General features: G+C 59.5%; 20 protein-coding genes and 1 tRNA gene. 11 read left to right on the forward strand and 10 right to left on the reverse strand.

Annotation, left to right across the window (positions count from 1 at the left end; translation table 11 throughout):
• Positions 1–140: 140 nt before the first annotated feature.
• Complete coding sequence (locus QKE19_RS08190) at positions 141–935, reverse strand: ABC transporter ATP-binding protein (protein WP_049172923.1); 795 nt, start codon at positions 933–935, stop codon at positions 141–143.
• Positions 936–1,037: 102 nt separating this feature from the next.
• On the reverse strand, positions 1,038–2,054 hold the full coding sequence (locus QKE19_RS08195; protein ID WP_242458717.1) for an ABC transporter permease: 1,017 nt from the start codon (positions 2,052–2,054) through the stop codon (positions 1,038–1,040).
• 149 nt (positions 2,055–2,203) lie between these two features.
• Here QKE19_RS08195 and QKE19_RS08200 point away from each other — a divergent pair, with 149 nt between their 5' ends.
• Positions 2,204–3,409 carry a sensor histidine kinase gene (locus QKE19_RS08200; RefSeq protein WP_070827483.1) on the forward strand — a complete coding sequence of 402 codons (1,206 nt, stop codon included), beginning with the start codon at positions 2,204–2,206 and terminating at the stop codon, positions 3,407–3,409.
• A gap of 67 nt (positions 3,410–3,476) precedes the next feature.
• Positions 3,477–4,154, forward strand: a complete 678-nt coding sequence (locus tag QKE19_RS08205; RefSeq protein ID WP_070827487.1) for a response regulator transcription factor — start codon at positions 3,477–3,479, stop codon at positions 4,152–4,154.
• Positions 4,155–4,207: 53 nt separating this feature from the next.
• On the opposite strand, the gene QKE19_RS08210 is transcribed toward QKE19_RS08205, so the two are convergent.
• Positions 4,208–5,377 (reverse strand): Ig-like domain-containing protein, encoded by a 1,170-nt coding sequence (locus QKE19_RS08210; protein ID WP_016422276.1) that lies wholly within the window; start codon positions 5,375–5,377, stop codon positions 4,208–4,210.
• Between the two features lie 652 nt (positions 5,378–6,029).
• Between QKE19_RS08210 and QKE19_RS08215 the strand changes: the two genes are divergently transcribed.
• Positions 6,030–6,102, forward strand: a tRNA-Lys gene (locus QKE19_RS08215).
• 175 nt (positions 6,103–6,277) lie between these two features.
• On the opposite strand, the gene QKE19_RS08220 is transcribed toward QKE19_RS08215, so the two are convergent.
• Positions 6,278–6,559 (reverse strand): DUF3618 domain-containing protein, encoded by a 282-nt coding sequence (locus tag QKE19_RS08220; RefSeq protein ID WP_038628049.1) that lies wholly within the window; start codon positions 6,557–6,559, stop codon positions 6,278–6,280.
• Between the two features lie 150 nt (positions 6,560–6,709).
• Between QKE19_RS08220 and bcp the strand changes: the two genes are divergently transcribed.
• The 3 genes from bcp (at position 6,710) to QKE19_RS08235 (ending at position 9,893) form a co-directional block, all read left to right on the forward strand.
• On the forward strand, positions 6,710–7,237 hold the full coding sequence (gene bcp / locus QKE19_RS08225) for a thioredoxin-dependent thiol peroxidase (protein ID WP_070603394.1): 528 nt from the start codon (positions 6,710–6,712) through the stop codon (positions 7,235–7,237).
• A gap of 75 nt (positions 7,238–7,312) precedes the next feature.
• On the forward strand, positions 7,313–7,972 hold the full coding sequence (locus QKE19_RS08230) for a TetR/AcrR family transcriptional regulator (protein WP_070429773.1): 660 nt from the start codon (positions 7,313–7,315) through the stop codon (positions 7,970–7,972).
• A gap of 160 nt (positions 7,973–8,132) precedes the next feature.
• Entirely contained in the window at positions 8,133–9,893 is a 1,761-nt protein-coding gene (locus QKE19_RS08235) for a neocarzinostatin apoprotein domain-containing protein (protein WP_070549690.1), read from the forward strand.
• Positions 9,894–9,905: 12 nt separating this feature from the next.
• On the opposite strand, the gene QKE19_RS08240 is transcribed toward QKE19_RS08235, so the two are convergent.
• From QKE19_RS08240 to QKE19_RS08265, 6 genes are all read right to left on the reverse strand, one after another.
• On the reverse strand, positions 9,906–10,310 hold the full coding sequence (locus QKE19_RS08240; RefSeq protein ID WP_016422272.1) for a holo-ACP synthase: 405 nt from the start codon (positions 10,308–10,310) through the stop codon (positions 9,906–9,908).
• The gene (locus tag QKE19_RS08245) at positions 10,307–19,444 is read right to left on the reverse strand and encodes a fatty acid synthase subunit beta domain-containing protein (protein ID WP_347890772.1); all 9,138 of its coding nucleotides are present in this window, start codon (positions 19,442–19,444) and stop codon (positions 10,307–10,309) included. Before QKE19_RS08245 ends, QKE19_RS08240 begins: the two co-directional genes overlap by 4 nt.
• A 352-nt stretch (positions 19,445–19,796) precedes the next feature.
• Positions 19,797–19,994: a hypothetical protein gene (locus QKE19_RS08250; protein WP_016422270.1), complete on the reverse strand. Its 198-nt coding sequence runs from the start codon at positions 19,992–19,994 to the stop codon at positions 19,797–19,799.
• A 182-nt stretch (positions 19,995–20,176) separates the two neighbouring features.
• Positions 20,177–20,596 carry a hypothetical protein gene (locus QKE19_RS08255; RefSeq protein ID WP_069359087.1) on the reverse strand — a complete coding sequence of 140 codons (420 nt, stop codon included), beginning with the start codon at positions 20,594–20,596 and terminating at the stop codon, positions 20,177–20,179.
• Positions 20,597–20,973: 377 nt separating this feature from the next.
• The gene (locus tag QKE19_RS08260) at positions 20,974–21,183 is read right to left on the reverse strand and encodes a hypothetical protein (protein WP_347890773.1); all 210 of its coding nucleotides are present in this window, start codon (positions 21,181–21,183) and stop codon (positions 20,974–20,976) included.
• 139 nt (positions 21,184–21,322) lie between these two features.
• A complete protein-coding gene (locus QKE19_RS08265; RefSeq protein ID WP_347890774.1) occupies positions 21,323–21,721 on the reverse strand; it encodes a DUF6011 domain-containing protein in 399 nt (132 codons plus the stop codon).
• 223 nt (positions 21,722–21,944) lie between these two features.
• On the opposite strand from QKE19_RS08265, the gene QKE19_RS08270 reads away from it, so the two are divergent.
• The 5 genes from QKE19_RS08270 to QKE19_RS08290 are packed head-to-tail and all read left to right on the forward strand — an operon-like array spanning position 21,945 to position 25,630.
• Complete coding sequence (locus QKE19_RS08270) at positions 21,945–22,139, forward strand: hypothetical protein (protein ID WP_347890775.1); 195 nt, start codon at positions 21,945–21,947, stop codon at positions 22,137–22,139.
• On the forward strand, positions 22,136–22,261 hold the full coding sequence (locus QKE19_RS08275) for a hypothetical protein (protein WP_347890776.1): 126 nt from the start codon (positions 22,136–22,138) through the stop codon (positions 22,259–22,261). The genes QKE19_RS08270 and QKE19_RS08275 overlap by 4 nt, the downstream gene beginning before the upstream one ends.
• 46 nt (positions 22,262–22,307) lie before the next feature.
• Positions 22,308–22,940, forward strand: coding sequence for a hypothetical protein (locus QKE19_RS08280; protein WP_347890777.1), 633 nt, complete (start codon positions 22,308–22,310; stop codon positions 22,938–22,940).
• Positions 22,933–23,670 (forward strand): hypothetical protein, encoded by a 738-nt coding sequence (locus tag QKE19_RS08285; protein ID WP_347890778.1) that lies wholly within the window; start codon positions 22,933–22,935, stop codon positions 23,668–23,670. Before QKE19_RS08280 ends, QKE19_RS08285 begins: the two co-directional genes overlap by 8 nt.
• A 10-nt stretch (positions 23,671–23,680) precedes the next feature.
• Positions 23,681–25,630: an FtsK/SpoIIIE domain-containing protein gene (locus QKE19_RS08290; protein ID WP_347890779.1), complete on the forward strand. Its 1,950-nt coding sequence runs from the start codon at positions 23,681–23,683 to the stop codon at positions 25,628–25,630.
• Positions 25,631–25,635: the final 5 nt, after the last annotated feature.

A 25,635-nucleotide genomic window follows, 5' to 3' on the forward strand; every position in this document is an offset into this window, starting at 1 on the left:
AGCCCGAAAGTGTCATAAACTCACACAGTTTCACATTTGCAGCCCGTAATTTCTGGGGTTAAAGGCCAAAAATGTGAGCCTTTCCGGCGGCGTGGTTATCTGACCCAGCCTTTTCGATGCCGCCTCCTCCCCCATAGTCACTACCGAGTAGCCACCAAGCCTGCATCCGCGGACTGCAGCTTGCCGTCAACCATCTCCACGATTCGGTCGGCACCGTGGAGCTGCCCCAGGTCGTGGGTGATGTACAGGGTGGCCACACCCATCTTCCGCGTCACATCCATAATCAGTCGCGTCACCGCCCCTGCACTCTTCTGATCCAAAGCCGCGGTCGGTTCGTCGACTAGCAGCACTTCCGGCTCATTCATCAGTGCGCGCGCAACATTGACGCGTGCCTGCTGACCACCGGAAAGCTGGCTCACGCGACGTTCTCCCAGCCCAGCCAGTCCGACTGCCTCGAGCAATTCATCTGCGCGCTTCTCCGCTTCACGACGGCCACCCGCGGGCCACCCGAAAACACGGCCCAATCGCCGCATTGCGATGAGCTGCTGCTTGACCGTCAGCGCTGGCAGAAGATTCGGCTGCTGGAAAACGATGCCGATGTGTTCGCGACGAATCTTGGCAGCATCCGCGCCGCGAGCGCTCAGATCAATGGCCTTCCTTTCCGCACTCTCGTCCGCGCCTGCACCGTTCGCGTCCTGCTTGTTGGAGTACAGCGTGACATGTCCGGTATCGGCACTCTTCAAACAACCTGCGATGGTCAACAGAGTCGACTTGCCGGAACCCGATGGTCCGACCAGTCCCACTACCTCGCCTGCCCGGATCTTCAGCGAGATGTCATCCAAAATGGTGCGTTTGTTGTCGCCATCTTGGACGGTCAGCGAAATGTTCTTCAGAGCGAGTGCCACGGGAGCCTGGTTGTCGATGTAGGTAGTCATTTTGTCCTGAATTCCTCAATTCCTCAGTTGAAGGTTGTGCATGATTAACGCGATGTGAGTGTTCTGTGGGAAGCCGCCGTGCTAGGCCGTACTAACGAGCCACTACGCATTCGCCAATGCGGTGGTCGGATCGACGCGGAATACCGGCACCAGTGCCAGCAGCGCACCAACTACGCCGGTCACGGCCAGAATGAGCCCCGGCACGACGGTCGTGGAAGCATCGACCACAATTGGCATGACGTCGCCGCTCTGCAGAGCCCAGCCCGCCGCTGCAGTCACCGCAACACCGCCACCGACTCCGATTGCCAGCACGGCCAGGACCTGCGCCAGAGAGTCAGCCACCAGCACGGAGCGGGACGCACCGAGCGCCGAGGAAATGGCCACACCACGCAGTCGTTGAACGGTCCACACGGTGAAGAACGCGCCTACCACCAGCGCAGAAATCACATACAGCATCGAGGTCATCGCGTTCAGCGAGGTCTGCTCACCCTGGTAGGAAGCCGACAGGTTATTGCGCTCGCCGTCGCGCAGAATGGTTCCTTCCGAGACATTCGGCAGCTGCGCCGCGGACTCGTCGACAACCATCGCCGCTGGCACCATCTGCCCCGGCGTCAGGTCTTCCATCACGCCGCGCCCGGCATAAATGACCGCTTGGTGGTCCAACCACTTATCTCCCGCCACGCGCGCAACGGTGGCCTCGTGCTCGCCCATCGCGCCAGACAGGGTCAGCGAGTCACCTTCCGCAATGGCGGTTTCACTGACGCCGTCGGTGACGGCCACCTGGTCGTCGTTAAGCGAAAAGTCGGAGATGACGGTGACGGGCGTTTCATCGACGCGCGCACGACTGACGTAGACATCGCGGACATTTGCGCCGTTGTCGCTCGCCCATGTCTGGACGCTCTTTCGCGCCGTCTCGCCGATGCTTGACGACGACAACGACGTAGCCCCCTCGGAGACGACGACGGCATCGTTTTTGCTGTAGACCTCGTCAAGTGCGGAGACGGACTGGGCGGACAGGCCTGCAGCCAAAGCCGAGAGGAACGTGACCATCACAGCAATCATCCCGACGGTGATGGTGATCAGTGCGGCACGGCCTGGAGCGGCTCGAAGTTCTTTCATTGACTGGTACATATTCATTATGGTCGTGGATTCAAAGGCGGATTTAATCGCCATGGAGGTTGAACTTCGTCTCCAACTTTCGGTTGATGTTGACAATTCCGGCTCGTCAGCGGTGTTTTGGCAGGCGGAACTGCCCTAAGCTCGAGAGCGTGGATACTCCTGAGACTCTGAACCGCAGCTGGCAATTACTGCGGTTTGCCCTGGATGTTTTGGTGCTGGTGCTGCTGGCGGTATGCGTGGTTCCGGATCCGCAGTGGCGAATCATCACCTATGCGGCGTGCTTTCTAGCGGTGTACATCGCAGGTTCCATTGGGCCGATTGGGCGGGCTCGGCATGGCAACGTAGCCAACGAGGTCGCGCTGACTAAGCCGCGTGGCCTGCTGTTGGGCTGGCTTGTGATTCTGCTGCTGTGCTGGGCGGCGTTGGCGTTTGCAACGCTGGATGCCTCGTTCCTGGTTTTCCCACTGTTTTTCGTAATTCTGCAGGTAACCGGCGGTCTTACGGCCGTAATCATGGTAGCAGCGACAACGGCGACGGCAATTGGCGCTATCGCTATTCATACTCCGCTGACATTTGGTGGTGTCCTTGGCCCCATTCTGGGCGGGACGTTTGTACTTACGGTGGGGCTGGGGTTCCGGCTCCTGCAGAAGGAGACTATCGAAAAGACCAAGGCGCTGGAGGAGCTCTCAGCCGCCCGCGCCCACTCGGAAGCACTGTCCCGTCGTGCCGGTGAGCTGGACGAACGCGCACGCCTCGCAGCCGATATTCATGACACCGTGGCGCAGGGGCTTTCCTCCATCCAGCTGCTACTGCATTCGGTGGAGTCCCGCATGAAAAGTGCTTCCACTCAGCATGACCAGACCTCGGTGGATTCGCTACAGCTCGCCCGCAAGGTTGCGGCCGACAATCTCGCCGAGACCCGGCGCATCATCGCAGCACTTCAGCCGGCTCCCCTCGAAGGCGCAGACCTATCCGGTGCGTTGGAGAAAGTCTGCTCCTCCACGGTGCTGGGCGATGCTGTCAGCTTCTGCGTCGACGGCACACCCACGCGGCTGCCGGCCACCGTCGAAGCAACCATCATCAGGGTGGCCCAGGCGAGCTTGGCGAACGTCGTCAAGCATGCACACGCCACACGTTGCCGTGTCACCCTGACCTACCAGCCCGACGAGATTCTGCTCGACTGCGTCGACAACGGCATCGGCTTCGACCCCACCGCACCAACTAACGACGACAGCGTGGGGATCGCCAACGCGCGCCGACGCGTGGAGAAGCTCGGCGGCACCTTCACCATCGAGTCGGAACCGGGGCGTGGCTGCGGTGTCAGCGTCAGCATCCCGCACGAGCTCGCCTCTTAAAGTCCCGCGCCTGGTATGCAGGTAGGAAACGACCATTCACATCACCCGAGGAGTTAGCCAGGTGACCATGCCCATCGGAGTCCTCATCGCCGACGATCACCCCATCGTCCGCGCTGGTCTTCGCGCAGTCGTTGAATCGGCGCCGGATATCGTCGTGGTTGGCGAGGCGGCCAGCGGTGACGAGGCGGTCGAGAAGGTGCGTGCATCGCTTGACGACGACTCTTGCGACCACATCGATCTGGTACTCATGGACCTTCGCTTTGGTGAGGCCCCTGGCACTGCTACCCGCGCAGGCGGAGTTGATGCCACCGCAGCCATCCGCGCACTGGCCGGGCGCGGCGCAAAGGCTCCAGAAGTGTTGGTGGTGACCAATTATTCTTCGGACTCGGATGTGCTCGGCGCTGTCACCGCAGGCGCAGTTGGTTATCTGCTGAAGGATGCCGCTCCGGAGGAGCTCATCGATGGTATCCGTCGTGCCGTTCGCGGCGAGACCGTGCTGAACACACAAGTGGCCGGGCGCTTGATGGGTCGGATGCGCAACCCCAATACAGCACTAACCCCGCGCGAACTCGAAGTGCTCGAGTTGGTAGCGCGGGGTATGTCGAATAGAAAAATTGCAGAACAGCTGGTGCTCACCGAAGCGACTGTGAAATCGCATCTGGTACATATTTTCACCAAGCTAGACGTCAGCTCCCGCACCGCGGCTGTTGCTCGGGCGCAGGAGCTGGGAATGTTGGGTGATTAGGAAACGGACTAACCCGCGTGGCTTAAATGATGGCCTCACTTAGAGGACATGGACTACCAAGAGCTGGTCTCGTCGGCGTTGCCCTTCTTCCAGGTCTCCCACGGGATGTTCCAGTCACCTAGTCCATCAACACCGGAGAGCGTCTCACCAATCGTATTCTTCACAATCACGATGTCACCGCGCTTAGTGTTGTCCAGGAACCACTTAGCGTTGGCGTCAGTGACGTTGATGCAACCGTGAGACTGGTTGACGCTGCCCTGTGCCCACGTTGACCACGGTGCACCGTGGACGTAGATACCGGAGTAAGACATCTGCGTTGCATAGTTAACCGGCGTGACGTAGCCACCGTTTTCCAGAGACAGGCCGTAGGTACGGGAGTCCATCACCATGGTCTCGTTGCGATCACCGATGATGTACTGGCCATTCGGAGTCGGGTGAACATTCGACCCCATAGAGATAGGCATGGAGTTTACGACTTCACCGTTCTTCTTAATGACCATGGTCTTCGTCGCATCATCAGCGATAGCAATGACTTCATCACCGATAGTGAAGCTGGTTTCGGCGGACTCCGCACCGTACATATCGTCACCAAGATCCGTGCCGTAAATATCGGACTTCACAGTAACCTTGGTCCCCGGCTTCCAGTACTCCTTTGGACGCCAGCGCACCTCACTGTTATTCAGCCAGTAGAAAGCGCCTTCCACCTTAGGCTCGGTGGTCACCTTAATTGCTTCCTCAGCAGCCTTGCGGTCCGAAATACTCGCGCTGAACTTCACAGCAATAGTCTGACCGACACCCACGGTGGAACCATCCAGCGGGGACAGATAACCATTTACCTGAGAAGTCGGCTCGACGGTGGTGAAAGAAGTAGCCAGCTTTTCTGTGCCCGAGGTGGCGTTAATCTCATAGGTCTTTGAGTAGCCCAGGGGTTCTGCAGTGGTCCACTTGGTACCACTGGAGTCGAGCTTGCCCTTGACCTCTTTGCCCTCAGGGTTGGTCATAACAACCTTGTCCAGGCGATGTCCCTCTTCCACCTGAACCGAAATCGGGTCAACCACCGAAACATCGGTGGCGTCGTCCTTCACACTGGCGACAAGACCAACGTCTGGCTTCTCCGCCTCTTGCTGCTCGGCATTATCTCCGCCGACGGTACAAGCAGCTAGCGAGATGGTGGTCGCAAATGTCACCACCGCCATCGACAGGCGCTTAAAAGATTGCCGCATGATCGTGCTTCACTCCAACAGTGCAATTATTAAGTAGTAAGTCCCGGGGACACACTGCGACACACAGCGGAGTCCTGCTACAGCCCCTGGTGCGCCCTCGAAAAAGGTCAGACTACCCTGCAGCGGCACTAGCCACCGATAAAACGCTCGCCCTAACTGAAAAGCCTTATTGACTGCCCAATCGCAGTCATCAACCCCTCACAGGGCGCAGCACGCAAAGTAGCCCAACGGTTCCTACAGTTAACCCTCTGGAAAATTGCTGTGCAACCCCAAAAAACCGGGGCACTTCAACCGACCTGGGAAAACAGCGCCCCCTTGAAGCTGCGTTACCGAAAAGTAATCAGTTCGCTATTCAAAAGTGCCACCGGACGCTTCCGGACGTTACTGAACACTGTCGAACGTAACTCCGACATCTATGCACACTCCCAACGTTGATGGCATTGATACAGGCCCTACCCCACTTTGAGGATTTCCAAACTTTTTTTGAACTTTTTTCAAACGGTTGCGCAAAACCTTTCAAAAAACATGCAAAAACACCGACCAAAAAACAGGGCCTGACCAGCCGATTTTACAAACAATCAGAAACCTGGTTATATATCTTCTCGTTGCCGGCGAGGAGCTCACACAGAGAGCACCAAGCAGGAAACAGTAAGCGCCATTAGCTCAACTGGCAGAGCAGCTGACTCTTAATCAGCGGGTTCGGGGTTCGAGTCCCTGATGGCGCACAATACAGACCGGGAAGGTAGAAATACCCTCCCGGTCTTTTTGTTGCACAACAAGCGCAGGTGCCAATTTGCACCCCTCGCTCGCACCCCACGCCTGACTCAAACAAGGGTTAGATACGCAAAAGCGCACGGCCCCAGGTAACTACCCGAAGCGCGTGCGCTAACTACCGAAAAACTACTTAGCAGCAGTCTCAATCATCTCGCGAATGCGGTCGATTTCCTTGCTGCGGTTACGGTTGCGACGAATGCCCATTGCGATGCCGCCAACAACAAGTGCGGCAACGACACCCAGTGCTGCCTGCACCTTCGGCTCATTCAGAGCATCGAAAACACGGGTCTTTGCGTCATCCGCAACGTTCTTCGGATTCGTTCGCACGGTTAGCTCATCCAGAGTACGGGCGAGCTGGTTACGGTTACGCTCAATATCGCGCTGGATATCTTCAATGCTGCGAGCCACGTAAACTCCCTAAAAAGTTGAATATCTAAAGTGATTGTTCGCCTAAAAGACTAACACTTCCACTACAGCAACGTGGGCGAGCACGGGGAAAAACTCAACGCATTGCTTCAGAGTCGACACGCACCGCTCCAGAGTCGATACGATGAAGCCATGACTACTTCTTCCTCCAGCGACAAAGAATACGGCCAGAACAACATCCGTCTGGAAGCTGGCGATCCTGCCCCAGCGTTTACTCTGTTCAACGACGCCGAAGAGCAGGTTTCTCTGTCGGACTACGCGGGCAAGCCCGTGCTGATTTACTTCTACCCGCGGGCCAACACCCCAGGTTGCACCACTGAGGCATGCGACTTCCGCGATGAATCCGCTGCCCTGAACGATGCCGGCATTCCAGTCGTAGGTATTTCTCCGGACAAGCCGGCGAAACTCGCAAAGTTCCGCGAGGACCACGGCTTAAACTTCACCCTTCTGTCCGATCCGGACAAGGAAACCATGACCGCGTTCGGCGCTTTCGGCGAGAAGAAGAACTACGGCAAGATTGTCCAGGGCGTCATCCGCTCGACTTTCCTGGTCAATGCCGATGGAGAAATTGAAAAGGCCTGGTACAACGTTCGCGCCAAGGGGCACGTCCAGCGCGTACTGCGTGACTTGGGTGTGGAATCACAGGCTTCCGAAAGCTAACTAGCCGCAAGGCCTACTCTGACCCTGGCCCCAAACTCTCCTCCCACATCATCCCGATTAGACGGTTTCGTAGTAGTGACTCAATCCCAGGACGCACCGAATATTCTTCGTCCCCGTCGCACTCCGGCTCAGCAACGCAGCCGAGAGCGGTACGCACGCATGCTCAGCTCGGCACGCACAGTGCTCATCGAGCACGGGTTTGAGTCTTTCACTTTCGACGAAGTCGCTCGCATCGCAGATATCCCCATTGGCACGCTCTACCAATTCTTCGCAAACAAGTATGTGATGATCTGCGAGCTCGACCGTCAGGACACTGAGGCCGTCATCGAGGAAGTCTCACGTTTCGGAGAAACAGTCCCCACCTTGAAATGGCCGGAGTTTCTCTCGGAGTTCATCGATCACCTGGCAAAGCTCTGGCGCGAGGACGTTTCTAGAAGAGCCGTATGGTTGGCTGTTCAATCAACGCCCGCCACACGCGCAACTGCAGAAGATACGAAGTCACGCCTGGTCAACGAGATTTCAAAGGTGCTGCGCCCGCTGGTGCCGTCGTCAAGCGATGCGGAACTGAACTTCATCTCCGACCTCATGATTAACGCCACGTACGCCCTGCTGAATTATGCGGTGGACCATCCGGGAAGCGATGCTGAGCGGGAAGCTCATTACGAGCTGACGGTGCAGGAAATCAAACGCATGACAATCTCTTATCTCATGAGCGTCGCGGAGGCCGCAGACTAGAGAGCGCCCCTCGCCCACCTCGGCAGGGGCATTTATTGCCCTTATCAATACGCGGAGGGTAGGCTTGCCTTAGTTTACGCTTTACTCTGGTCAGCGCGGTGGGATTTCCTGTTTTTCGCCGCGCCTGCGCCGGAACTCCCAAACAGAATCAGAGGTTCACATGTCCACGACGCAGGGCGCTTTCCGACGGAGCCTGCTTCCCCGCTCTATTGTTCTAGCTTCGGCAATCGTAGTGAGTACGGGATTTTTACCCGCAGTCCCCGCATCGGCACAGTCACTGCCATCGATTGGACAGCTCGGCGGTTCGCTCCCCGGCATCGGCGACCTTCTCGGCGGCAGCACCGATCAGTCTGAGCGCCAGCTCTCTGTGACCCCTGCCACCGATCTGTCCGACGGCGCCACCGTGACCATCAAGGGAGTCGGCTACCCCGCTAACGCAAATATTTACCTGGCCCAGACAATCGAGAAGCCAAAGTCGGGCTACCCTTCGACCTACGGCGAAGCGGCCAAGGTGACAGTCGGCGCTGACGGAAGTTTTACGCAGGAGATGAAGGTCGCGACCAGCTTTGGCGATGTCGACTGCACCTCCACCCAGTGCTACGTAGCCTCCTTTACTGCGTTCCCTAATCTTTCTGACCGCAGCAATGACCAGTGGGTCCCCATCACCTTCAAGGCGGGTGCTACTTCCCAGGCTGCTCAATCACAGGGTTCCACCAGCGCGGCACCGAGCGGTGGCCAGAGCACTGGTTCGGGCTCCCAGTCACAGTCGGGCTCGCAGTCACCGTCGCAGTCACGGGGTAACGCATCGGTGAGCCTGTCCAAGACCTCAGACTTGAACCCGAGCGGCGACACCATTCGAGTTGAAGGCAAGGGATTCAAGACCTCTGGACCGGGCATCTACGTCGGTATCGCGCAAAATGACCAGATGGATGTGACCAACGCCGATTCCTTCGGCCCGGATACCCAGTTTGTGTCTACCTCTCGCGGCAACTTGAAGTCCGACGGCAGCTTCAGCGTGGATCTTCCGGTCAGCGCGAAGTTCGGCACGGCAGACTGCATGCAGAACGCTTGCTCGGTCTACACCATTGCTGCTCACGGTTCTTCCGACCGCAGCCAGGACACGGCGACCGCGGTATCGTTTGCCGGCGGAGCTGCCAAGCAGGACGCTACCCTGCCCTCCGGCGGTGGCTCCTCACAGTCCGCAGGCAGCGCAAGCTCCGGCACCAGTGGCAGCACAGGGTCTAGTGGAACGAGTAGCACCAGCGCTTCCAGTGGCTCCAGCAGCTCCAACGGCAGCAGCTCCTCGACCGGCACCCCGTCGGTAAGCCTCTCCACCACGGAACTGAACCCATCGGGCAGCACCGCAATTACTGTCTCCGGCAGCGGATTCAAGACCAGCGGCAACGGCATCTACGTCGCAGTGGCTGAGAAGAACAAGTTCTCCACCACCAACGCTGATGCTTTCTCCGCCGCTGAGTTTGTGCGCACCTCCCAGATGTCCTCCGACGGCAGCTTCTCTACAACGCTCAATGTCGAGGCCGTCACCTCGGCCGCCAACTGCGTCGAAAATGACTGCGCGCTCTACACCTTTGCTGCTCACGGTTCCTCCGACCGCAGCCAGGACACGGCCACGGACCTCAGCGTCGGCGGCTCCGCCAAGGAACGCGAAGAAGCTGTGAAGACCGGTGCCTCCAAGACCGGAGAGTCCAAGGCCAGCGGCTCCTCCAAGGCATCTGGCAAGGTTTCCGCAAAGTCCAACGCTTCCGGCAATGGCCTCGACGAAGTTGATGTGCAGACTCAGCAGGCCGCGACCAACTCCCCGCTCCAAACCGCCGCAGTCGCCGGAACCGGCGCAATCCTGGGCGCGCTAATCTTCGGTGCCGGCATCCTGGTCGGTCGCCGTCAGAAGTCCGTCGATTAGCGCGGTGCCGGACTAGTCCAGGCGTACGACGGCGATTGCGTAGTCGCCGTCGTGCGAGATGCTTAACGACGGCCCCAGCTGCCACTCCTGATCGTGGAAATGGCGGCTCACAGCACCGTGGAGACTGATGCTCACGCGACCGTAGGCATCCGGCTGCACCTCTATTTCCCGCCAGTCCAGCTGATCGCGCGCAATCGGCGGTTGGCTGCCGAAGAGGGTCTGCGACCAGGCCTTGATGAAGGCTTCCTTCGCAGCCCAGCGGCCCGCTAAGTGACGCGCCAGCGCGCCGCCGACTGCTCCGCGGCGCCTAGCTACCAGTAGCTCCGCAGGTGTGAAAACAGCCTGCGCGAACTGACTTCCTGGCATATTCAGCTGCTCTTCGAAGCCCGGAATATAGACGAGGTCTACGCCAATCATGGCTGGAGGACACCATCGATCAGACGGGCGCCGTCGGAAAGCAGAACTGCCTTTTCCAATGCAGCGGGTGAACCGAACCGACCACCGTCCGCCAGGTTTCGCTCGCGTGGACGCTCGTAGAGGGCTTCTCCACCGTAAATAGCCTCATCAATGCGACGCAGACCAGCCGCTTCGCGGTTGTACGCCGCGGACCGCCAACGCTCCGCAGCCTCAGCGCCATCGTGCTGCACTATCGCTTGGTAGAAAGCTTCCGGATGCACGACTGCCACCAGTGCCGAGACATGTCCGAACCCGAGCGAGGTAACAAAGCCAGCCTTCAGCGGCAACGTATTGCCGAAATTGACTGCCTTCGTTGGCCATACCAGACGCGAATGCGCAGCCAATGCGGGATCGACGCAGTCCAGCGATCGATTACCTGGCACAATGCCGCTGCGCAATACCTGGGTCAGACCAATGATCTGGAACGCTGCAGCACCACCCTTAGCGTGTCCCGTCAGCGATTTCTGAGAGACCACCAACAGCGGGTTAGAGCGCTCGCGACCGAGTTCATCTGCAATGCGTTCATGCAGTTCGGACTCATTTGGGTCGTTGGCATTGGTCGAGGTGTCGTGCTTGGACAACACCGCGACCTGATCCGCAGTGACATCGAGTACTGCAAGTGCGCGAGCCAATCGAGACTTCTCGCCGCCCTGAGCGGCCGCTAGCGCACCCAAACCCGGCGCCGGAATGGACGTGTGCGCGCCGTCGGCGAAGGACTGGGCGTATGCGACGACACCGAGCACGGGGAGCCCCATGTCACGAGCGATGTCTCCGCGAGCCAACAGCACCGTGCCACCGCCTTGCGATTCCACAAAGCCTCCGCGTCGACGATCGTTCGGCCTGGAGAAGTACGCTTGGTCGATGCCTTTGTTTTCCATGGTGGCGGAGTCAGCTGTGGCGGCCATGTCGCCGAAACCTGTAATTCCCTCTGTGGATAGGTCATCGAAGCCACCTGCGACAACGAAATCTGCCTTACCCAGGGCAATCTTGTCGACGCCCTCCTCCACCGACACCGCTGCCGTCGCACAGGCTGCGACAGGGTGAATCATCTGCCCGTAGCCACCGACATACGACTGCATAACGTGGGCGGCAATAACATTTGGCAATGCCTCTTGCAGGACGTCATTGGCTCGCGGTTGCCCCAGCAGGCCGTCGATGTAGAGACTGCGCAGCGACTCCATCGCACCAATACCTGTGCCCTGTGTCGACGACACTCGCGCCGGGTTGACCGCTTCCAGCAGTTGCGCTGGGCTGAAGCCCGATGACAAGAAGGCATCGACAGTACAGACAATGTTCCACAAGCTCACGCGGTCCAGATTGTCCATCATGTCTGCCGGAATACCGTATCGTGCCGGGTCAAAGCCCTGCGGAATTTGACCGCCAACATAGCGGCTCATCGCCATTCGGCGCGGAACCTGCACTGGTGTGCCAGCAGCCCGTGTCACAAGCCACTGCCCTGTCTCGGCATCGAAGCTCGCAGTGGTGTTGTCCGGGTTGGAACTGACAAAAGTCTCCGCTGCCGCGCGGTCACGCACAGCAAAGCTCAACGCACGATCCAGGTAGACCGTGGTCAGCTCAGTCATCGTATTATCAACCAAATCGCCATCATCGGCGTAACGACGCACACCAACTCGCGCCAGCACTTCATCGCGGTAACGCGAAGCAATGTCGCTTTCTGCCAACGGTTGCCCGTCGGCGTCGCGCCAGCCACCCTCATAGGAAATCAACCCCATTGACCAGGCTAATTCCACAATTCCTGCTGCAGAAATATCATCGACTTCAGCCTCAAAGCGCGTCCGGGAAGAACCGTACGGCCCAAGCTCACCGGCGCCCACGATGACCACCATGTCCTCCAGAGCCGCTGCGATGTCACCAAAGGTCGGTGTTGTCTGCGCAATTGGTCGGCGAGGGCTTGGCAGGCCGCTCAAAACACGGCTTGACGACGGCTCCTGCGAGCTCGCCCCGCTAGAGATCTCAGAGTTTTGAGCTGCTGGGGCAGCCGCCTGTGCAGCCTCCTGCGCCATTTGCGCAATGTTGAGGTCGACGTCACCCAATCCGCCGGTGAGATCGGCCTGAATCGGGCGGGTTTGTGCCTTCTTCCGAGCCTCCGAGCTCGCGAGCTCAATGAGTTCAGCTGCCATTTCTTCGGTGGAGAAGGTGCGTACTCCCTTTGCTTCCACTGCAGCAACCAATGGGTCGTTTCCACCCATCAGGTTGGTGCCTCGAACCCAACCAATCTGTGCATGAGCCAGAGTGGTGCGGGTGCGCCAAGCGTCCTCCACATTCCAGCGCGCCACCACTGCATCGAGTGCGGCCTTGGCTTCACCATAGGCACCATCACCGCCGAAGCGACCACGGTTCGGTGAACCCGGCAGCACCACATGCAAACGATGGTCCAGATTATTGTCCCCGCCAAGTGCTGACATCCCTGCGATGAGTCGTTCCACCGACCACAGAAGCAGACGCATTTGGGTCTCGGACGCAGGACCGGCGTCGGCAAGCGAACCCGAAACCGTAGGCGCCGCGAACGGGAATAGCAACGTCGGTGACAGTGCAGGCTTGGTCACAACCACTTCCGCACCAATCGTCGTAGTCTGCTCGGTTCCGATCCAGTCGATAAGGGAATCCAGGTCCTGGAAGCTGGACAGGTTCGCCGGTACCACCCACAGCTTCGCCTCGCCCTGCGCATGCATGCGGTAGAGCTGCTTGTAGAAGCTCAGGCGCTCATGTCCCAGGCGTGAGGTAGTGACAACAACGGTTGCTCCCTGAGACAGCAACTGTGCAGTCACAGCGGAGCCAATCGAATTTGGCGATGCACCGGTAACAACTGCGATGTCGGCATTCATCGATAGTTCGTCCACATTCGTGATGGACTCATCCGCCAGCTGTCGGTAGATACTCGCCAACTGTGTTCGCCCTGCCGCGTCTGCCTTGGCAGCCCACCACTGTGCCTGCTCGACTGCGGTTTCGTGGATACTGCCCGGCGCGGTGTCAGCCACGTCTTCATCAGCGGCTGCCCAGAGGCGTGCTAGGTCATCGCGGGAGGTGGCCCAGCGGTCGTCGAGCAGCACTGCCTTGGTGGGCGTAAACGTCGGGGTGACCAGCTTCGGCCAGTCCGCACCGAGTTCAGCAGTGACGAGATTTACCAGGTTGCTGTCGGCGTCTTCGGCATCGAAGTCAATGGCACCGGTAATCTCGTGGCCGAGTTGCTCCAGAATCGTGCGTGCAGCGGTGGCAAGAATTCCTCGTTGACCAGTCAGTTTATCTGCAAACTCAGTGAGTGCAGCCGAGTCGACCATCCCAGCACTACTGTCGCTTGCCGACGGCTTAGCGACAGATACACCTCGCTGCGAGGCGACCGCGAGGATTGCTTCATCGATCAGCTGGTTGAGTTCAGCAGTACTGGTTGGGGCGGCCGGTGCCAGATGCGCAAGATCACCGCCGCGCAGGGATGCGCCCTCGCGAGTACCGAGCATCATCTCGGCGCTAACTGCGGTTGCCCACCCCTTGCCGAGCTGCCATTCATCGACCACATAGTCATCGATGTAATTCGCGCCTGCACCGGCAGGACCGGTAATCCGGCGAATACCGTCGGCAATGGCTTCGGAGAGAATCGGACCGAATGCCGAATACCCACTGGCCAAGCTATCAATCTTGTCCTTTAGATCAGCCAGTTCCGCATCTGCGGCCCCTTCGATTGAACCGAGGTCGAATTCCACTCCGAGATCGAGCAGCAGTTGATTGCGTCGAGATGAGACTCCATCGACCAGAGTCTCAATGGAGTCGGCGGCGCCGAGCTGGTCGGGGCGCACCTTCGTCCATTGGCAAATAAGAACTTCCAGCGCTTCTGCCGGGCTGACTGCGATATCAGCAACTTCGGCAGCCGGAGTGGCAGCACTCGTGATCGTGGTTGCCTGTTCGGTCGCCGCGGATTGGTCTGCGGATACCGCCGGCGCCGCTGATCCTGCTTCTCCCGATGCTCCTGCTGCTCCAGATAGGGTCTGCGCCGCGTCCTGCTCTGGTGTCACCTCCGACTCGGGCTCAGTCTTTTCCGGCTGAATTTGGTCGCGCATAAACGCTGCATCAGCATCACGCTCGAGATTGAGCACTCGAATGTCACGGCTTCGGTGGCGGGGCAACTGGCAGGTACGGGCAGCCAGGTTTGCCAGTGTGGGCGCTGTACCTACACCGACTTCAATAATGTGGCTGACACCGAGATCCTCAAGCAACAGATCCTGAGTTTCGACCCACCTCACCGGTGAGCAGAATTGCCAGGCCAGCAACTCGACCAGCAACATGCGGGCCAGGCGCGCCGGGTTTTCAGCAGCAGTATCAAAGTCGGCAAGGATGTTTTCCAGAATGTCTGAGTCGACGACTGCAGCCATCTGGCGGACGAACTTCTCGGTCAGCTCAAAAGAGGTCGCGGTGAGATTCGGGATATAGCGTCCCACCAGGCGTTCTGGAGCGATTTCCGCTGGCAGCAGCCGCTCCAGGTGTTTACGGAAGGAATCCACACCGTCGCGTAGGACACTGGAGTGGAATGGCACATCAATACCTGGGATACGCACGTATCCCTTGCCGTCCGAGCTGCGGCGCTCGCACTGTTCAGCCAGTGCCGCAAGGCCCGCGACGGTGCCGGCGACGGCGTACTGCTTGCCTGCCAGGTTGAGATTTACGACTTCGAGGAACTCACCGGTTTCCTGCGACAACCGATTAACAAACTCAGTGACCTCGTCCTCGCGTACGCCGATCTTGTCCGGACGCAGGGCGCACAAACCATAGTTGGACCTCCCCTGCTCATCACGTTCGACCAGTTCATGCATGGTCAAACCGCGGCGGTAGACAACCTCCAACACGGCATCTGCGTCAAGCGCACCAGCGAAAGCCGCCAGCGCGTTGTACTCACCGACAGAGTGTCCCGCAAAGTGAGCTGTTTCATCCAGCAGCCCTGCTTCACGGAGCTCCGCAACCTGCGCCAGCCCCAACGTCGCCATCGCAACCTGGGTGAACTGAGTCAGATTCAGGACACCTTCTGGGTGGAAATAGCGCACACCATCCACAACCACCTCTACCGGGTTGTCCCGAACAATAGCCAGTACGGAAAAGCCAAGCTTCTCTCGGGTCATCGCATCCGCCTGGTCCCACACGCGGCGGGCCGCTACGCTGCGAGTCCGGGCAGACAGCCCCATCCCCTGTGATTGAATCCCCTGGCCAGGGAAGACATATGCAGTCGTCGGTGCGGCAATTACAGCAGTGGCAGTCAGTACCAGCTCGCCCTCTACTGTGGCCGTGACTTCACGGACTTCACCGGCGCCTGGACGGTCATCAAAACCACGGCGTTCGACAGAGAATTTCACTTCCTGACCAGGTAGAACCGGACTCAGCATAGTCGCAGTGAACTCAATCACCCGATTGCCAATGCCGGCATCCGACGTGGCAACAGCCGCATGCTCGGCCATCGCCGACAGCCACATTCCATGGACAATAACCCCTGGTAGACCAGCTAGCGCTGCTGCCCGGGAATCGACGTGGATAGGATTGCGATCGCCCGTGACACAGCTAAATGGCTCCATCGCCTTAGGCGCTTCCACGGTCAAGGCACCGCGGAAACTCCGTGGCGTATCCGTGACCGTTGGAAATGGCACAGTATTGGTCCGCGCTGTCTCGCCGCCGTTTCGGCCACGAATGGCAAAGCGTTCACTCAAGGTGGCGAGCAGCGTATCGCCATCACGAACCTCCGCGCGCACCACAACTAGTCGCCCTAAGTCCGTATCAACGGCCTCGTCGACACGCGCACTAATCCGCAACGTTGTGGTTTCCTGCAGCAGAGCTCCAATCATACGAATGTGATGCTCAAGGTGAACAAGCGCGAGCATGCCCTCAACAACATCAATGCCGGTCTCAGTACGCGCCTGCGCGACTGCCGCAAAAATCGCTGGCCAAGCATGCCCGACCAACGCGTCCGGCACCGTCGCCTGTGACTCATCGCCGGCAGCTGCAATAGTGACCGCATCGTAGTCAGCCATCGCCATCGGATCCCACACGGATTCCCACTCCGCGACCCCATCGACGATGTTTGCAAGCTCACCGCCAGCCGCGATTCGCGTCAGCTCCCGCATCGCGGCTGCCGCATCCTCATGCTTGACGACGGGCACTGCGCCCACCGCTGCACTCTGGCACAGGCGAATTCGCAGTTGCGTATTCTCCCCCGCAGCATCGGGCAGCGGAACGGTCAGCTGTGCCCAGACGAGCTCCTCCCCGCCCTCATCATTGCTGCCATCAGCTCCAATGGTCTCCAAAATGGCACCAGTACCTGGGTGCTCCAGGCGTTGTGAACGAGAGACATCACTTGCGTCAGATACACATACCCACTCATGTTCCGCGCCAAGTGCCAGCGCCGGATTCGGCTGCTGTCGACCAGCCCACCAAATCACAGGTGCTGCGAGCATCCGGCTGAGGGCGTCAACAGGTGCCTCCGGCAGGTAGCCGGTATCCGTCAATGCCTGTGCAGTAGCTTTTTCAAACCGACCCAGAATTTCCGCTACTGGCTCATTCGCGCGGGTAATGCCCGAAACAGCCTGCGGCCCTGGGATGATGCAGACTTGATCCGCATCGTAGCGAGAGTCATGCGCCTGCCATAGGGAGTCCGATCGCCACCAGCGACGAACCTCATCATCGATAACCGGAACGAATGGCACAGGTTTGCCAGGTGTGCGGCAGAGCTCAGAGATAAAGAAGGTGACATCTGCTGGGTGGAGCTGGGTATCCAGATCCAGCAGGCCGGACAGTCGCGAGATTTCGTTCTGCGGCTGGGTGTGCAAGCTGTCGCCGTCGGCAAGCGCGTCAAACGTGCCCGCGTCGACTGCATTCAGTCGTGCCTCTACGCGGTCGACGAGTGCGACGAAGCGCGTCGACCACGTTGGATCGAGGAACGTCCCTTCGGGCGCACACAGTTCGAGATAGCGGTTCAGCACCTCGGCATACGTCATGGTGCTGACATCTCCGAAGTACGGCTTCGCGGTGGCGTTAATCGCCTCGATGATCTCTGCGCGTCGTTCAGTCACCTTAGTGAGGTCACCTGCGACTTCGTCAAGCAATCTGCCTGCGCGTGCTGCGGCGTTATCAATTTCGTGGATATCAGCACCCAACTGGCTGCGCCCCGACGCCATGCCATCCATGGCGCTACCAGCGGGAATCCAGTTGTCAGTGCCGACGGTGTCGACCAACATTTGTTTCACGGACTCAGAGGCGGTCGACTCCTTGGCTGCCATCGCAGCTGTGCCGATGATGACAGCATCGACCGGCATCGGCGCCAATCCGTACCGTGTCGACCACGTGCCCATCAGATAATCACGGGCCTGTTCTGGCTTGCCGATACCGCCGCCAACAGCAAGCACCACATCTCGCTTGCGGATCTTTGCGTAGGTGTTAATTAGCAGGTCATCGAGGTCTTCCCAGGAATGGTGGCCGCCGGCACGCCCACCTTCAACCTGCATGATGATTGGATACGGTGTGCCCTGCTGCGCCAAGGTGTCTGCAATTTCGAGCACCGACTCGATTTGTGCGATTGTGCCCGGTTTGAAGGAGATATGCGGAATCCCGCCCTCACGCAGCTGCTTTACTAGCTCAACTGCCTCGTCCACCTCGGGGATTCCCGCGGAGATGGTGACTCCATCAATCGGTCGCCCCGCTGCCACTGCGCGCGGGAGCAAACGGCGGCTTCCAATGTGCAAACCCCACAGGTACGGATCCAAAAACATGGTGTTGAACTGTGCACTGCGCCCCTCCTCGAGCAGATCGGAGAGTCGCGCCACATTAGCCTCGAAGATTTCCGGCGTGACTTGGCCGCCACCGGCCAGCTCCGCCCAGAACCCCGCATTCGCAGCAGCCGCCACGATCTCAGGGTCAACGGTTGTCGGGGTCATACCGCCGAGCAGAATTGGCGAGCGCCCGGTCAACTTGGTGAACTTCGTCTCGACACGGGGCTTGTCTCCAGTGACCAGACGCGGCGCAAACTCCAGCCACGATGTCGGATGCTCAATGTCGCTCTCAGACAGGACGCCCCTACCCGCAGCTGTCGCCGCAGGAATCACCGCCACGCCATAGCCTTCAGCGTTACGTTCTGTCAGCTTGACGACGCCTGTGTTCGGCCCCAAATCCAAAATGGTGGTTGCTCCTTGGTCGATGAGCCCCCGTACCTCGGCGCTCCAGTCACTGGGGTCAACCAAGATTGCACGCGCAAGCCGGTCCGCCGTTTCCGCATCTAGCCCAATGCGCTCAGCTCGCTCCACTACCCATGCCACAGCAGGTACCAGCGCTGGGTGATGGAATGCACCACTAACTGGCAGAACTGTACATTCGACTTTCCGACCCTTCGGCTGCTGCGTTGTGAGCTGCTCTGCCAGCTGGTCTAGTTCATCCTGCTTGCCGATAACTACGCTGGTAGTCTGCGTATTCTTCAGACCGATGACACAGCCCTGGGGGAGGAAAGGCTCCAACTCCTCGACCGTCAGGCCAGAGATACTCATCATCGGCGCGCGCCCAAATCCGGCTACTCGGCTTCCGCGCGCACACGCCACACCGATGAGGCGAGCTAGCGCCAGAAGCTCTGCTGCCTTCTCTGGGCGAGCGACAATCTCAGCGGCAAGAACACCTTGCGAATGACCGGTTACCGCTACCGCTTCGGTGATATTAATTCCCTGCTTTTCCAGCAACTCGACAATGCCCAACTGTGCCAAGACGATGCCCGGGACGCTGACCGCAGGGTTGGTTGTATCTCCGGTAAATGGCTCGTCTGTAACGAGTGAGATTGCCCAGCCGAAGGGGTCGAAACCTGCGGGAAGCTGGCCGATGAGATCGTCGTCAAGCGGTGCGAGCAGTTCCTCAGCGCGAGTGAAAACTTCCCGTAGTTTCTTTGAGTTGCCACTGGCCATGACGCTGGAGAGAGTGTCCAGCCATGGTTGCGATTGACCGGCGAAAGTGACTGCAAAAGTGCCCAGGTCTGGAGCAGTTACGACGTTGGTCTGCAAAGTGGCGAGTTTTTCGTATTTCACGTGGCTGAGGTCCTTGTCTTGTGGAGTACGAAATGAAAACATCTTTTGTTTCCAAATCCTTGCCAGGACACTATGCCATAAATCATGAGGAATCCATCATGTTTTTCTCGCGCAGTTTCGCGGCGCCATCAACGCGAAGATAATTTGCAGCCCCAAAACGAGAGGCTGAACACGGCTGCGAAATCAGCGAGCACAACGCTTCGAAAGCGCAAGAACTTCGCAGGTAGGAAACAGTGTTCCCCTGTCGAGAAGTTGCTTGCGCTTCACCACCCTGGCAGCGCCGGCGGTGGAAAATAAAACCCGGAAGACCGAGCCAATTTATGCCCAATCGGTGATGAACATCACACCCGGAATGCGTGTCAATGGGCGCCGAGAACGCTCAATCTTTCCTCGATTAATCGCCTAGCATATCCAGAATTGTGGACTCCGCTTCTTCTAAGCGCCGCTCTGACTCTTCAAGGTCCTGCTGCGACTTACCATCGCGCTCGACCTTGCCGTCGAAGATTGCGCAGGGATCATCGTTGACCACAGTGTCGTCGGGAACTATGCCACGACGCGCCATGTACTCATCCAGATGCATCGAAATGCTCATGTTGCCTCCCTGCTTCCACCTTACGATTCAAGATACGATTCGATCAGCGTCATTGTATCGACAGATTCGATTGCCCTACGCAGTGGAATGAGCGGACAGAGGTTTCCCAGAATGGTACTCACGCGCGCTGTGCGGCTGCCCCGTCTTGCGTTCCCCTTATCGATGCGAAAACTGTCGCAGGTCTACGACCGGTCTGGCGGCCAGGGTTTTCCATCGGGGAAATACCGGTCAAATTTCCAGCCCAGACGGAACGGAAGCACAAACTTAGGAGGGCAGTTGTTGGCCTCCCACATTGTCTCCGGCTTAGCTGCGTGTTCAGCCACCTTACGGTCGGTGTACACCCCGTGACATATAGGGTCGTAGTAGTCTGGCTCGTCAATCTTGTGGGCGGGCGTACCACTAAATACCCCGTAGAGAATCTGGTCGCGACTATTGACCTCGACCTCGAAATCTTCCCAGGTACCAATCATGTCGCCAGGTTGTGCACGCCACCAGTCGTCTATCTTGCGGGCGGTCTCCTCGGACTCGACGAACCCGCCGAGAGGTTCAGTGTTATCCGGATAGCGGGGATAAACGACGCAGACAACAATTTTCATAGTCATGGTTCTACACCGTGCACGGGAGATTAGCGACCTTGGAATAGCTTCGGGCGGGAAATGGGCCAGATTTTGGGCACGCGGCCTAATGAGGGCGGAAAATCTGACGGGGTGGAGAACGAAGATACCCCGTGACCTGCATAGTCACGGGGTATTTATGTGTGCGCCTGGGGAGACTTGAACTCCCTGCTATCCCCTGGTGCGGGGTGACAGAACCTTACTTACCTGCGCCTATACCCATTCTAGGTCACTGCCAATCACTCCCACTACAACCCCGAGGTTGCAGTGAGGTTGTAGTGGGGTTGCAGCGGCAGTCTCCCTTATCCCACGCATAGAAAAAGGGGCCGGGAAAATTCCCGGCCCCTCCTCGGCAGTGCCTACAACTACAGCCGCCCCGCGTCGTCGGGCGCGACACCCCGCGCGGGCACAGTTGCGTAGCCGTCGCCGCTCGTATCTACCTCCCGCGCCGCGCCTGGCGGCTGCGCCGCGTCCTGCGCCCGGTACACGGCAACGGTGAGCAGCCCCGCGATAGCAAGGCAGGTCACGGCTACCAGCGCAATCACTGCGGCCAGTGGTTTGTCGAAATTCTCCATGGTTACATGCTCCTTTTCATTCGCTGCACGGTAGAGGGACTAACGCGCAAAATATCGGCGATTTCTGCCGTGCTTTTTCCTCGTTCGTCGAGCCAGCGCACAATGTCGGTGCGCTCCTCGGTTATCAGCCGCGGGCGCATTACACACCCACCTTTCCCCAACATTCGTCGCCGACTCCACGCGCCAAGCTGCGCGGGTTAGTCAGTGGCTTGCCACAGATAGAGCAGCGCGCCACGAAAGCCGTGCCATAACCGTTGGGTACCTCCTCGGCGGGGTGCCGCAGGCTATCGAGCGCCTGGGTCACCTCCTCGTCGCGGCCACGCCCCCGCAGCGCGCGACGTACGGCCCAGTAAGGAGCCAGCTCTAGCGGCACTGGCCCCTCGTCGATAACCCAGCCGCGCTGACTGCTAGGTAGGTCGAGGTCGCGGATAACGGCGGCCTGCTCGCGTACCCACTGCTGCACTGCCTCGGGCGGCGCTGTGCGGAGATAACGCAGCGTATCGTCACCGTAGGTAATCGGGGGTAATCCGGTGGTCATGGTCAAAACCTCCTGCTGTCAAACTGATTTTCGCTGTGTCAGAACTTCGCCGCTTTTACCTGCATGTTTGCCAGTGACCTGCGGAAATGTCCTGCCACAGCACCATTCTAAACCCGACCCGCTTTCTTAACAAGAAAGTTAAGTCATAACACTTGACTTTACTGCCCCGAGTGGTAGTAAAATGTAGCTAGATAACAGATGATGCAGTGAAAGGCAAACTCTAATGTCTAAACCCACCCCCTCCACCCTGTCCACGGAGCAGGCCGCCGACCTCCTGCACGTTGACCCCCGCACGTTGACACGCGCCCGACGCGTCAGCGTCGGAGACCGGGAAATCGTCGCGGTGCAGGTCGGTCGCGTACTGCGGTGGCCTGCCCGCCCACTGCGCGAGGCGCTGGGGCTGGTGACCGGGAAATGAGCAAGTCACTGAAAAAGAAACTCGGTTACGTCGGCCTGGGTTTCCTGCTGGCTGGTGGTGGCGGCGCAGCTGCGGGAATCGACCCGAGCCAGCTCCTCCACCTGCTAGGAGGCATGCTGTGAGCACACAGGGAATCGTCACAGTGACAGTTAGAGATGAGGTAGCACAGTGAAATCGGTAATCCTCGATGTACCACCGTTCCACAGCGACGGGCCGCAGCGCGAGTTTGAAGAATTTTCCTCGACGCTACCCGGCCCCGAGCCGGTCACGGCGAAATACGGCGGGGGTCGCCCGCACCCGCGTGACGTGTCGCGCCTGGCATACGCTGCCTGCACGGCGCTGGCACTGCTCACCGTGTGGCTGTGGCTGCCGCATGGTGCCGGTACCAGCCGCGAGGCGGTGACTGCTAGCCCAACCTCGGCGGCCTCCTCTACCCCGTCGCCGTCGCCGTCCACTACGTCGTCGCCGTATGAGCGCGGCCAGCAGCTCGTGGACGACCTCGGGCAGGTTCGCCCCTACCGTCCTGACATTCTGAAAGCCTGCTTCCAGTGGCTGGGCACTGGCACCCCGCCCGCGTTCCAAGTCAACGCCGACCCGACTGCTGACACCTATCTCGTGCCCGACGGGTGCGACCGTGGCTGGCGCACGGAGCTGCCACAAGAAGCATGGGTGTGCGGTGAGGTTAGCGACTCGAAGCGCTACAGCATTTACAACAAGGCACTGGACGAGGGGCGCGTGCGGCAGCCGTACGCGACGTACCTGGTGGCATACAGCATGATTTGCGGGAGTGACGATGACTGACGAAACGCGGGCTTTCTACCCAGTAGACGATACAGAGACGGCACTCATGCAGCCGGTCGCCGACCCGGATATTGATTTTGCCCAGCCACAGGAGACGGACAGCCGCGTCGGGCTGCTCGACCGGCTGGGGCTGCCCCGCCCGCAGTGGAACCTGCCGCATTTCAACACCCCGCGGTGGCTCTGGCAGCCCACCTGGCGCAGGCGGTGGCTGCGGTGGCTCGCAGTCCTCGCGGTGTTGTACGTGGTCTCGGTGCTGCTGCATAACGCCGCTGCCGGGTACACGGCAGTAGCAGCCATTGCCCTGTGGCTCGTCGCATGGTTCAAGGGTCGCCGCTACGAGGTGCAGGTGCCGCCACACAGCGCGGTGACGGTGGTATTTGACCAGAAAACCGGGCGCGGGCGCTTCGCCGATTTGGACGACGCGCTAGAGGCGGGCGGCATGGCGAAAACGACGTACGACAAGGATGGCAAGCCTTTCCGCACGGGCTGCTACACGGTGGTGCTGACCCCACTAGCAGAGTCCGGCGACGTGGAAGCTCGTATCTACGCGCCCAGCCAGTACCGCCTGGCTGACCTGGAAAAGGTCGAGGAAATCATTAGGCGACGGCTGAATGTAAAAGACCTGTTCGACTTCCACATTGACCGGGCGAACGGAAATTTTGTTTTCACTATGACCACTGCCGAGCGGCCCGACGCGGAGGTCGCAACGGAATCATGGACGAACGTTTAAGGAGTTAAAAATGGCTAAAGATTTTTTCGCCGGTCTTGGCGACGACCTCCTGCCGCAGGTTACCGGCGACACGGAGCAGGCGACAGAGACGGACGCGGTAGACGAGGGATTTTGCGACCCGGCACTTATCGAGGAGGCTGTGGCCGACCTCGCAGCATACCGGGGAAAGTACGCACAGCTAGCCCAGCATGTAAAAGGCGGCAGTTTCCATGAGCCGGGTGTGGGCAAGCTCCCCGCCGAAGCGGTGCGTGACCTGCTGCGCGTGTACGGAGCAGTGTTCTCTCCGCAACCGTGGCACGACCACGTGGTACGTCTTGAGCCTGACAGCGTGGGGCTGACACTAGAGCTGGACGCGGGCGACGCTGTGGAAGCCCTGCGCTCTGCCGGGTTCTACGACGTGACCGGCACCGGCCTCGCGGCACAGGTCGCAGGCCACGATATGCAGGCCACCCGCGGCTATCAGCTAGTCAAGCGTGACGCGCGCGGCCTCTGGGAGCTGGTGCAGGCCACGACCCTGGCACATTGGAACAAGACCATGCACAAGCTGGGTTTAGCCTACGTAACTAAACGCGCGGACGGCGTGACTAACTATCTTTGTCCTACCCCGCAGGGCTGGGGCATGACCGGCGACGGGCGCGGGTACCTCGTCGTCAAGACACCGCCGACAGTTGGGTTCGATGTGTGGAATCGAACGGTCGAGAAGCTGCGCGGTGTAGTGAAGTGCGACGTTGAACTGCGCCGCCTCGCTGCCGACCGGGTGGCTATCGTCACCCCGCCACGTGCTGCCCGCATGACTCCCTGGGTGCCGAGCGCGGACGAACAGTTACATGTGACCGGCACCGAGTCGCTGGAAGATTTTTACGCGTCGTCGATTGCCGCGTATCCGCGCCTGGCATGGGTGCAGGGCCGCACGGCAGACGGTGAAGTACTGTCTGCGGCCATGGCCAGCTCCCCGCACGCACTGGTTGGTGGCGGCACTGGTAGCGGTAAATCGTTCTGGGCCTCGTGGCTGCTCACCAGCTGCGTGCTGGCGGGTGCCGACGTGATGGTTGCGGACGGCAAGGGTAGTTCCGATTACGTACCGTTGGTGCAGCACCTACCCAATGTGCAGATGTACACGTCAACGGACGCGGAGCACGTGCGGCTTATCCAGTGGGTTCATGCGGAGATGGAGCAACGCTACTCGCAGCAGAAAGCCGCGGCTATCTCTGGTGAGGTGTACGAGCCGCGTCCGCTCGTTGTGTTGTTCGACGAGTACGGCGCTTTCGCTAAGTCCATCAATGTTAAATCTCACCCGCAGAACGCGGGTTGGGCGGGTGTGCAGGCGAAGCTCACGACCGTTCTGCAAAAGGCTCGCGCTGTGCGTATCCATGTGCTTTTCGTGGCGCAGACTTTGTACGCGGAGACTTTTCCTGGCGACATGAAAGGCAATATCAAAGCTCGTCTTTCGCTGGGCGTGCCCGAGGCCTACACGCTCGGCGTGGTAGCTGGCGACGCGGCAGAGACTGCTAAGGAACTGTCGGCGGCGATACCACACGGCACTCCGGGGCAAGGCATCGCCATGAGCACGCTGCCCAGCGGTGAAGTCACCGCGCAACGTGTTGCAGCGCCGTACGGATACGTGCCAGGTCGCTTGGAAGCGGAGAAAAACGCGGAGGTGCGCAAGGTGTGGAAGACAGTCGAAGCGGTCTACAAATCTATCCCCCGCGTGACTCCGCGCCTAGCTCCAATGTTCGACGCAGCAGTGGAACCAGCGGGGCGCAAAAAGGGCGAAGAGCTGCCCCCGCGCTGGCAGGATTACACATGCGACGAACTGGCGCAGCTTCCCTGGGTGCGGGTCACAGCCTCCGAGCTGGCCGGGAAACCGTTGCCGTGGGCTGCCGAGTACGACGTGCTCTCGGCCTCCTACCGCGGGAACGAGGCACGCGTTACGGGCGACGAGCACATCACCTATCACTAAGGAGT

The organism is Corynebacterium sp. c8Ua_99, from assembly GCF_039907185.1.
GTDB lineage: Bacteria > Actinomycetota > Actinomycetes > Mycobacteriales > Mycobacteriaceae > Corynebacterium > Corynebacterium jeikeium_D.

Bases quoted from the DNA above. Each gene is read 5' to 3' on its own strand.
- QKE19_RS08190 (WP_049172923.1), bottom strand. From the start codon at position 935: ATGACTACCTACATCGACAACCAGGCTCCCGTGGCACTCGCTCTGAAG.
- QKE19_RS08195 (WP_242458717.1), bottom strand. From the start codon at position 2,054: ATGAAAGAACTTCGAGCCGCTCCAGGCCGTGCCGCACTGATCACCATC.
- QKE19_RS08205 (WP_070827487.1), top strand. From the start codon at position 3,477: ATGCCCATCGGAGTCCTCATCGCCGACGATCACCCCATCGTCCGCGCT.
- QKE19_RS08210 (WP_016422276.1), bottom strand. From the start codon at position 5,377: ATGCGGCAATCTTTTAAGCGCCTGTCGATGGCGGTGGTGACATTTGCG.
- bcp (WP_070603394.1), top strand. From the start codon at position 6,710: ATGACTACTTCTTCCTCCAGCGACAAAGAATACGGCCAGAACAACATC.
- QKE19_RS08235 (WP_070549690.1), top strand. From the start codon at position 8,133: ATGTCCACGACGCAGGGCGCTTTCCGACGGAGCCTGCTTCCCCGCTCT.
- QKE19_RS08240 (WP_016422272.1), bottom strand. From the start codon at position 10,310: ATGATTGGCGTAGACCTCGTCTATATTCCGGGCTTCGAAGAGCAGCTG.
- QKE19_RS08245 (WP_347890772.1), bottom strand. From the start codon at position 19,444: ATGTTTTCATTTCGTACTCCACAAGACAAGGACCTCAGCCACGTGAAA.
- QKE19_RS08250 (WP_016422270.1), bottom strand. From the start codon at position 19,994: ATGAGCATTTCGATGCATCTGGATGAGTACATGGCGCGTCGTGGCATA.
- QKE19_RS08255 (WP_069359087.1), bottom strand. From the start codon at position 20,596: ATGACTATGAAAATTGTTGTCTGCGTCGTTTATCCCCGCTATCCGGAT.
- QKE19_RS08260 (WP_347890773.1), bottom strand. From the start codon at position 21,183: ATGGAGAATTTCGACAAACCACTGGCCGCAGTGATTGCGCTGGTAGCC.
- QKE19_RS08265 (WP_347890774.1), bottom strand. From the start codon at position 21,721: ATGACCACCGGATTACCCCCGATTACCTACGGTGACGATACGCTGCGT.
- QKE19_RS08270 (WP_347890775.1), top strand. From the start codon at position 21,945: ATGTCTAAACCCACCCCCTCCACCCTGTCCACGGAGCAGGCCGCCGAC.
- QKE19_RS08275 (WP_347890776.1), top strand. From the start codon at position 22,136: ATGAGCAAGTCACTGAAAAAGAAACTCGGTTACGTCGGCCTGGGTTTC.
- QKE19_RS08285 (WP_347890778.1), top strand. From the start codon at position 22,933: ATGACTGACGAAACGCGGGCTTTCTACCCAGTAGACGATACAGAGACG.
- QKE19_RS08290 (WP_347890779.1), top strand. From the start codon at position 23,681: ATGGCTAAAGATTTTTTCGCCGGTCTTGGCGACGACCTCCTGCCGCAG.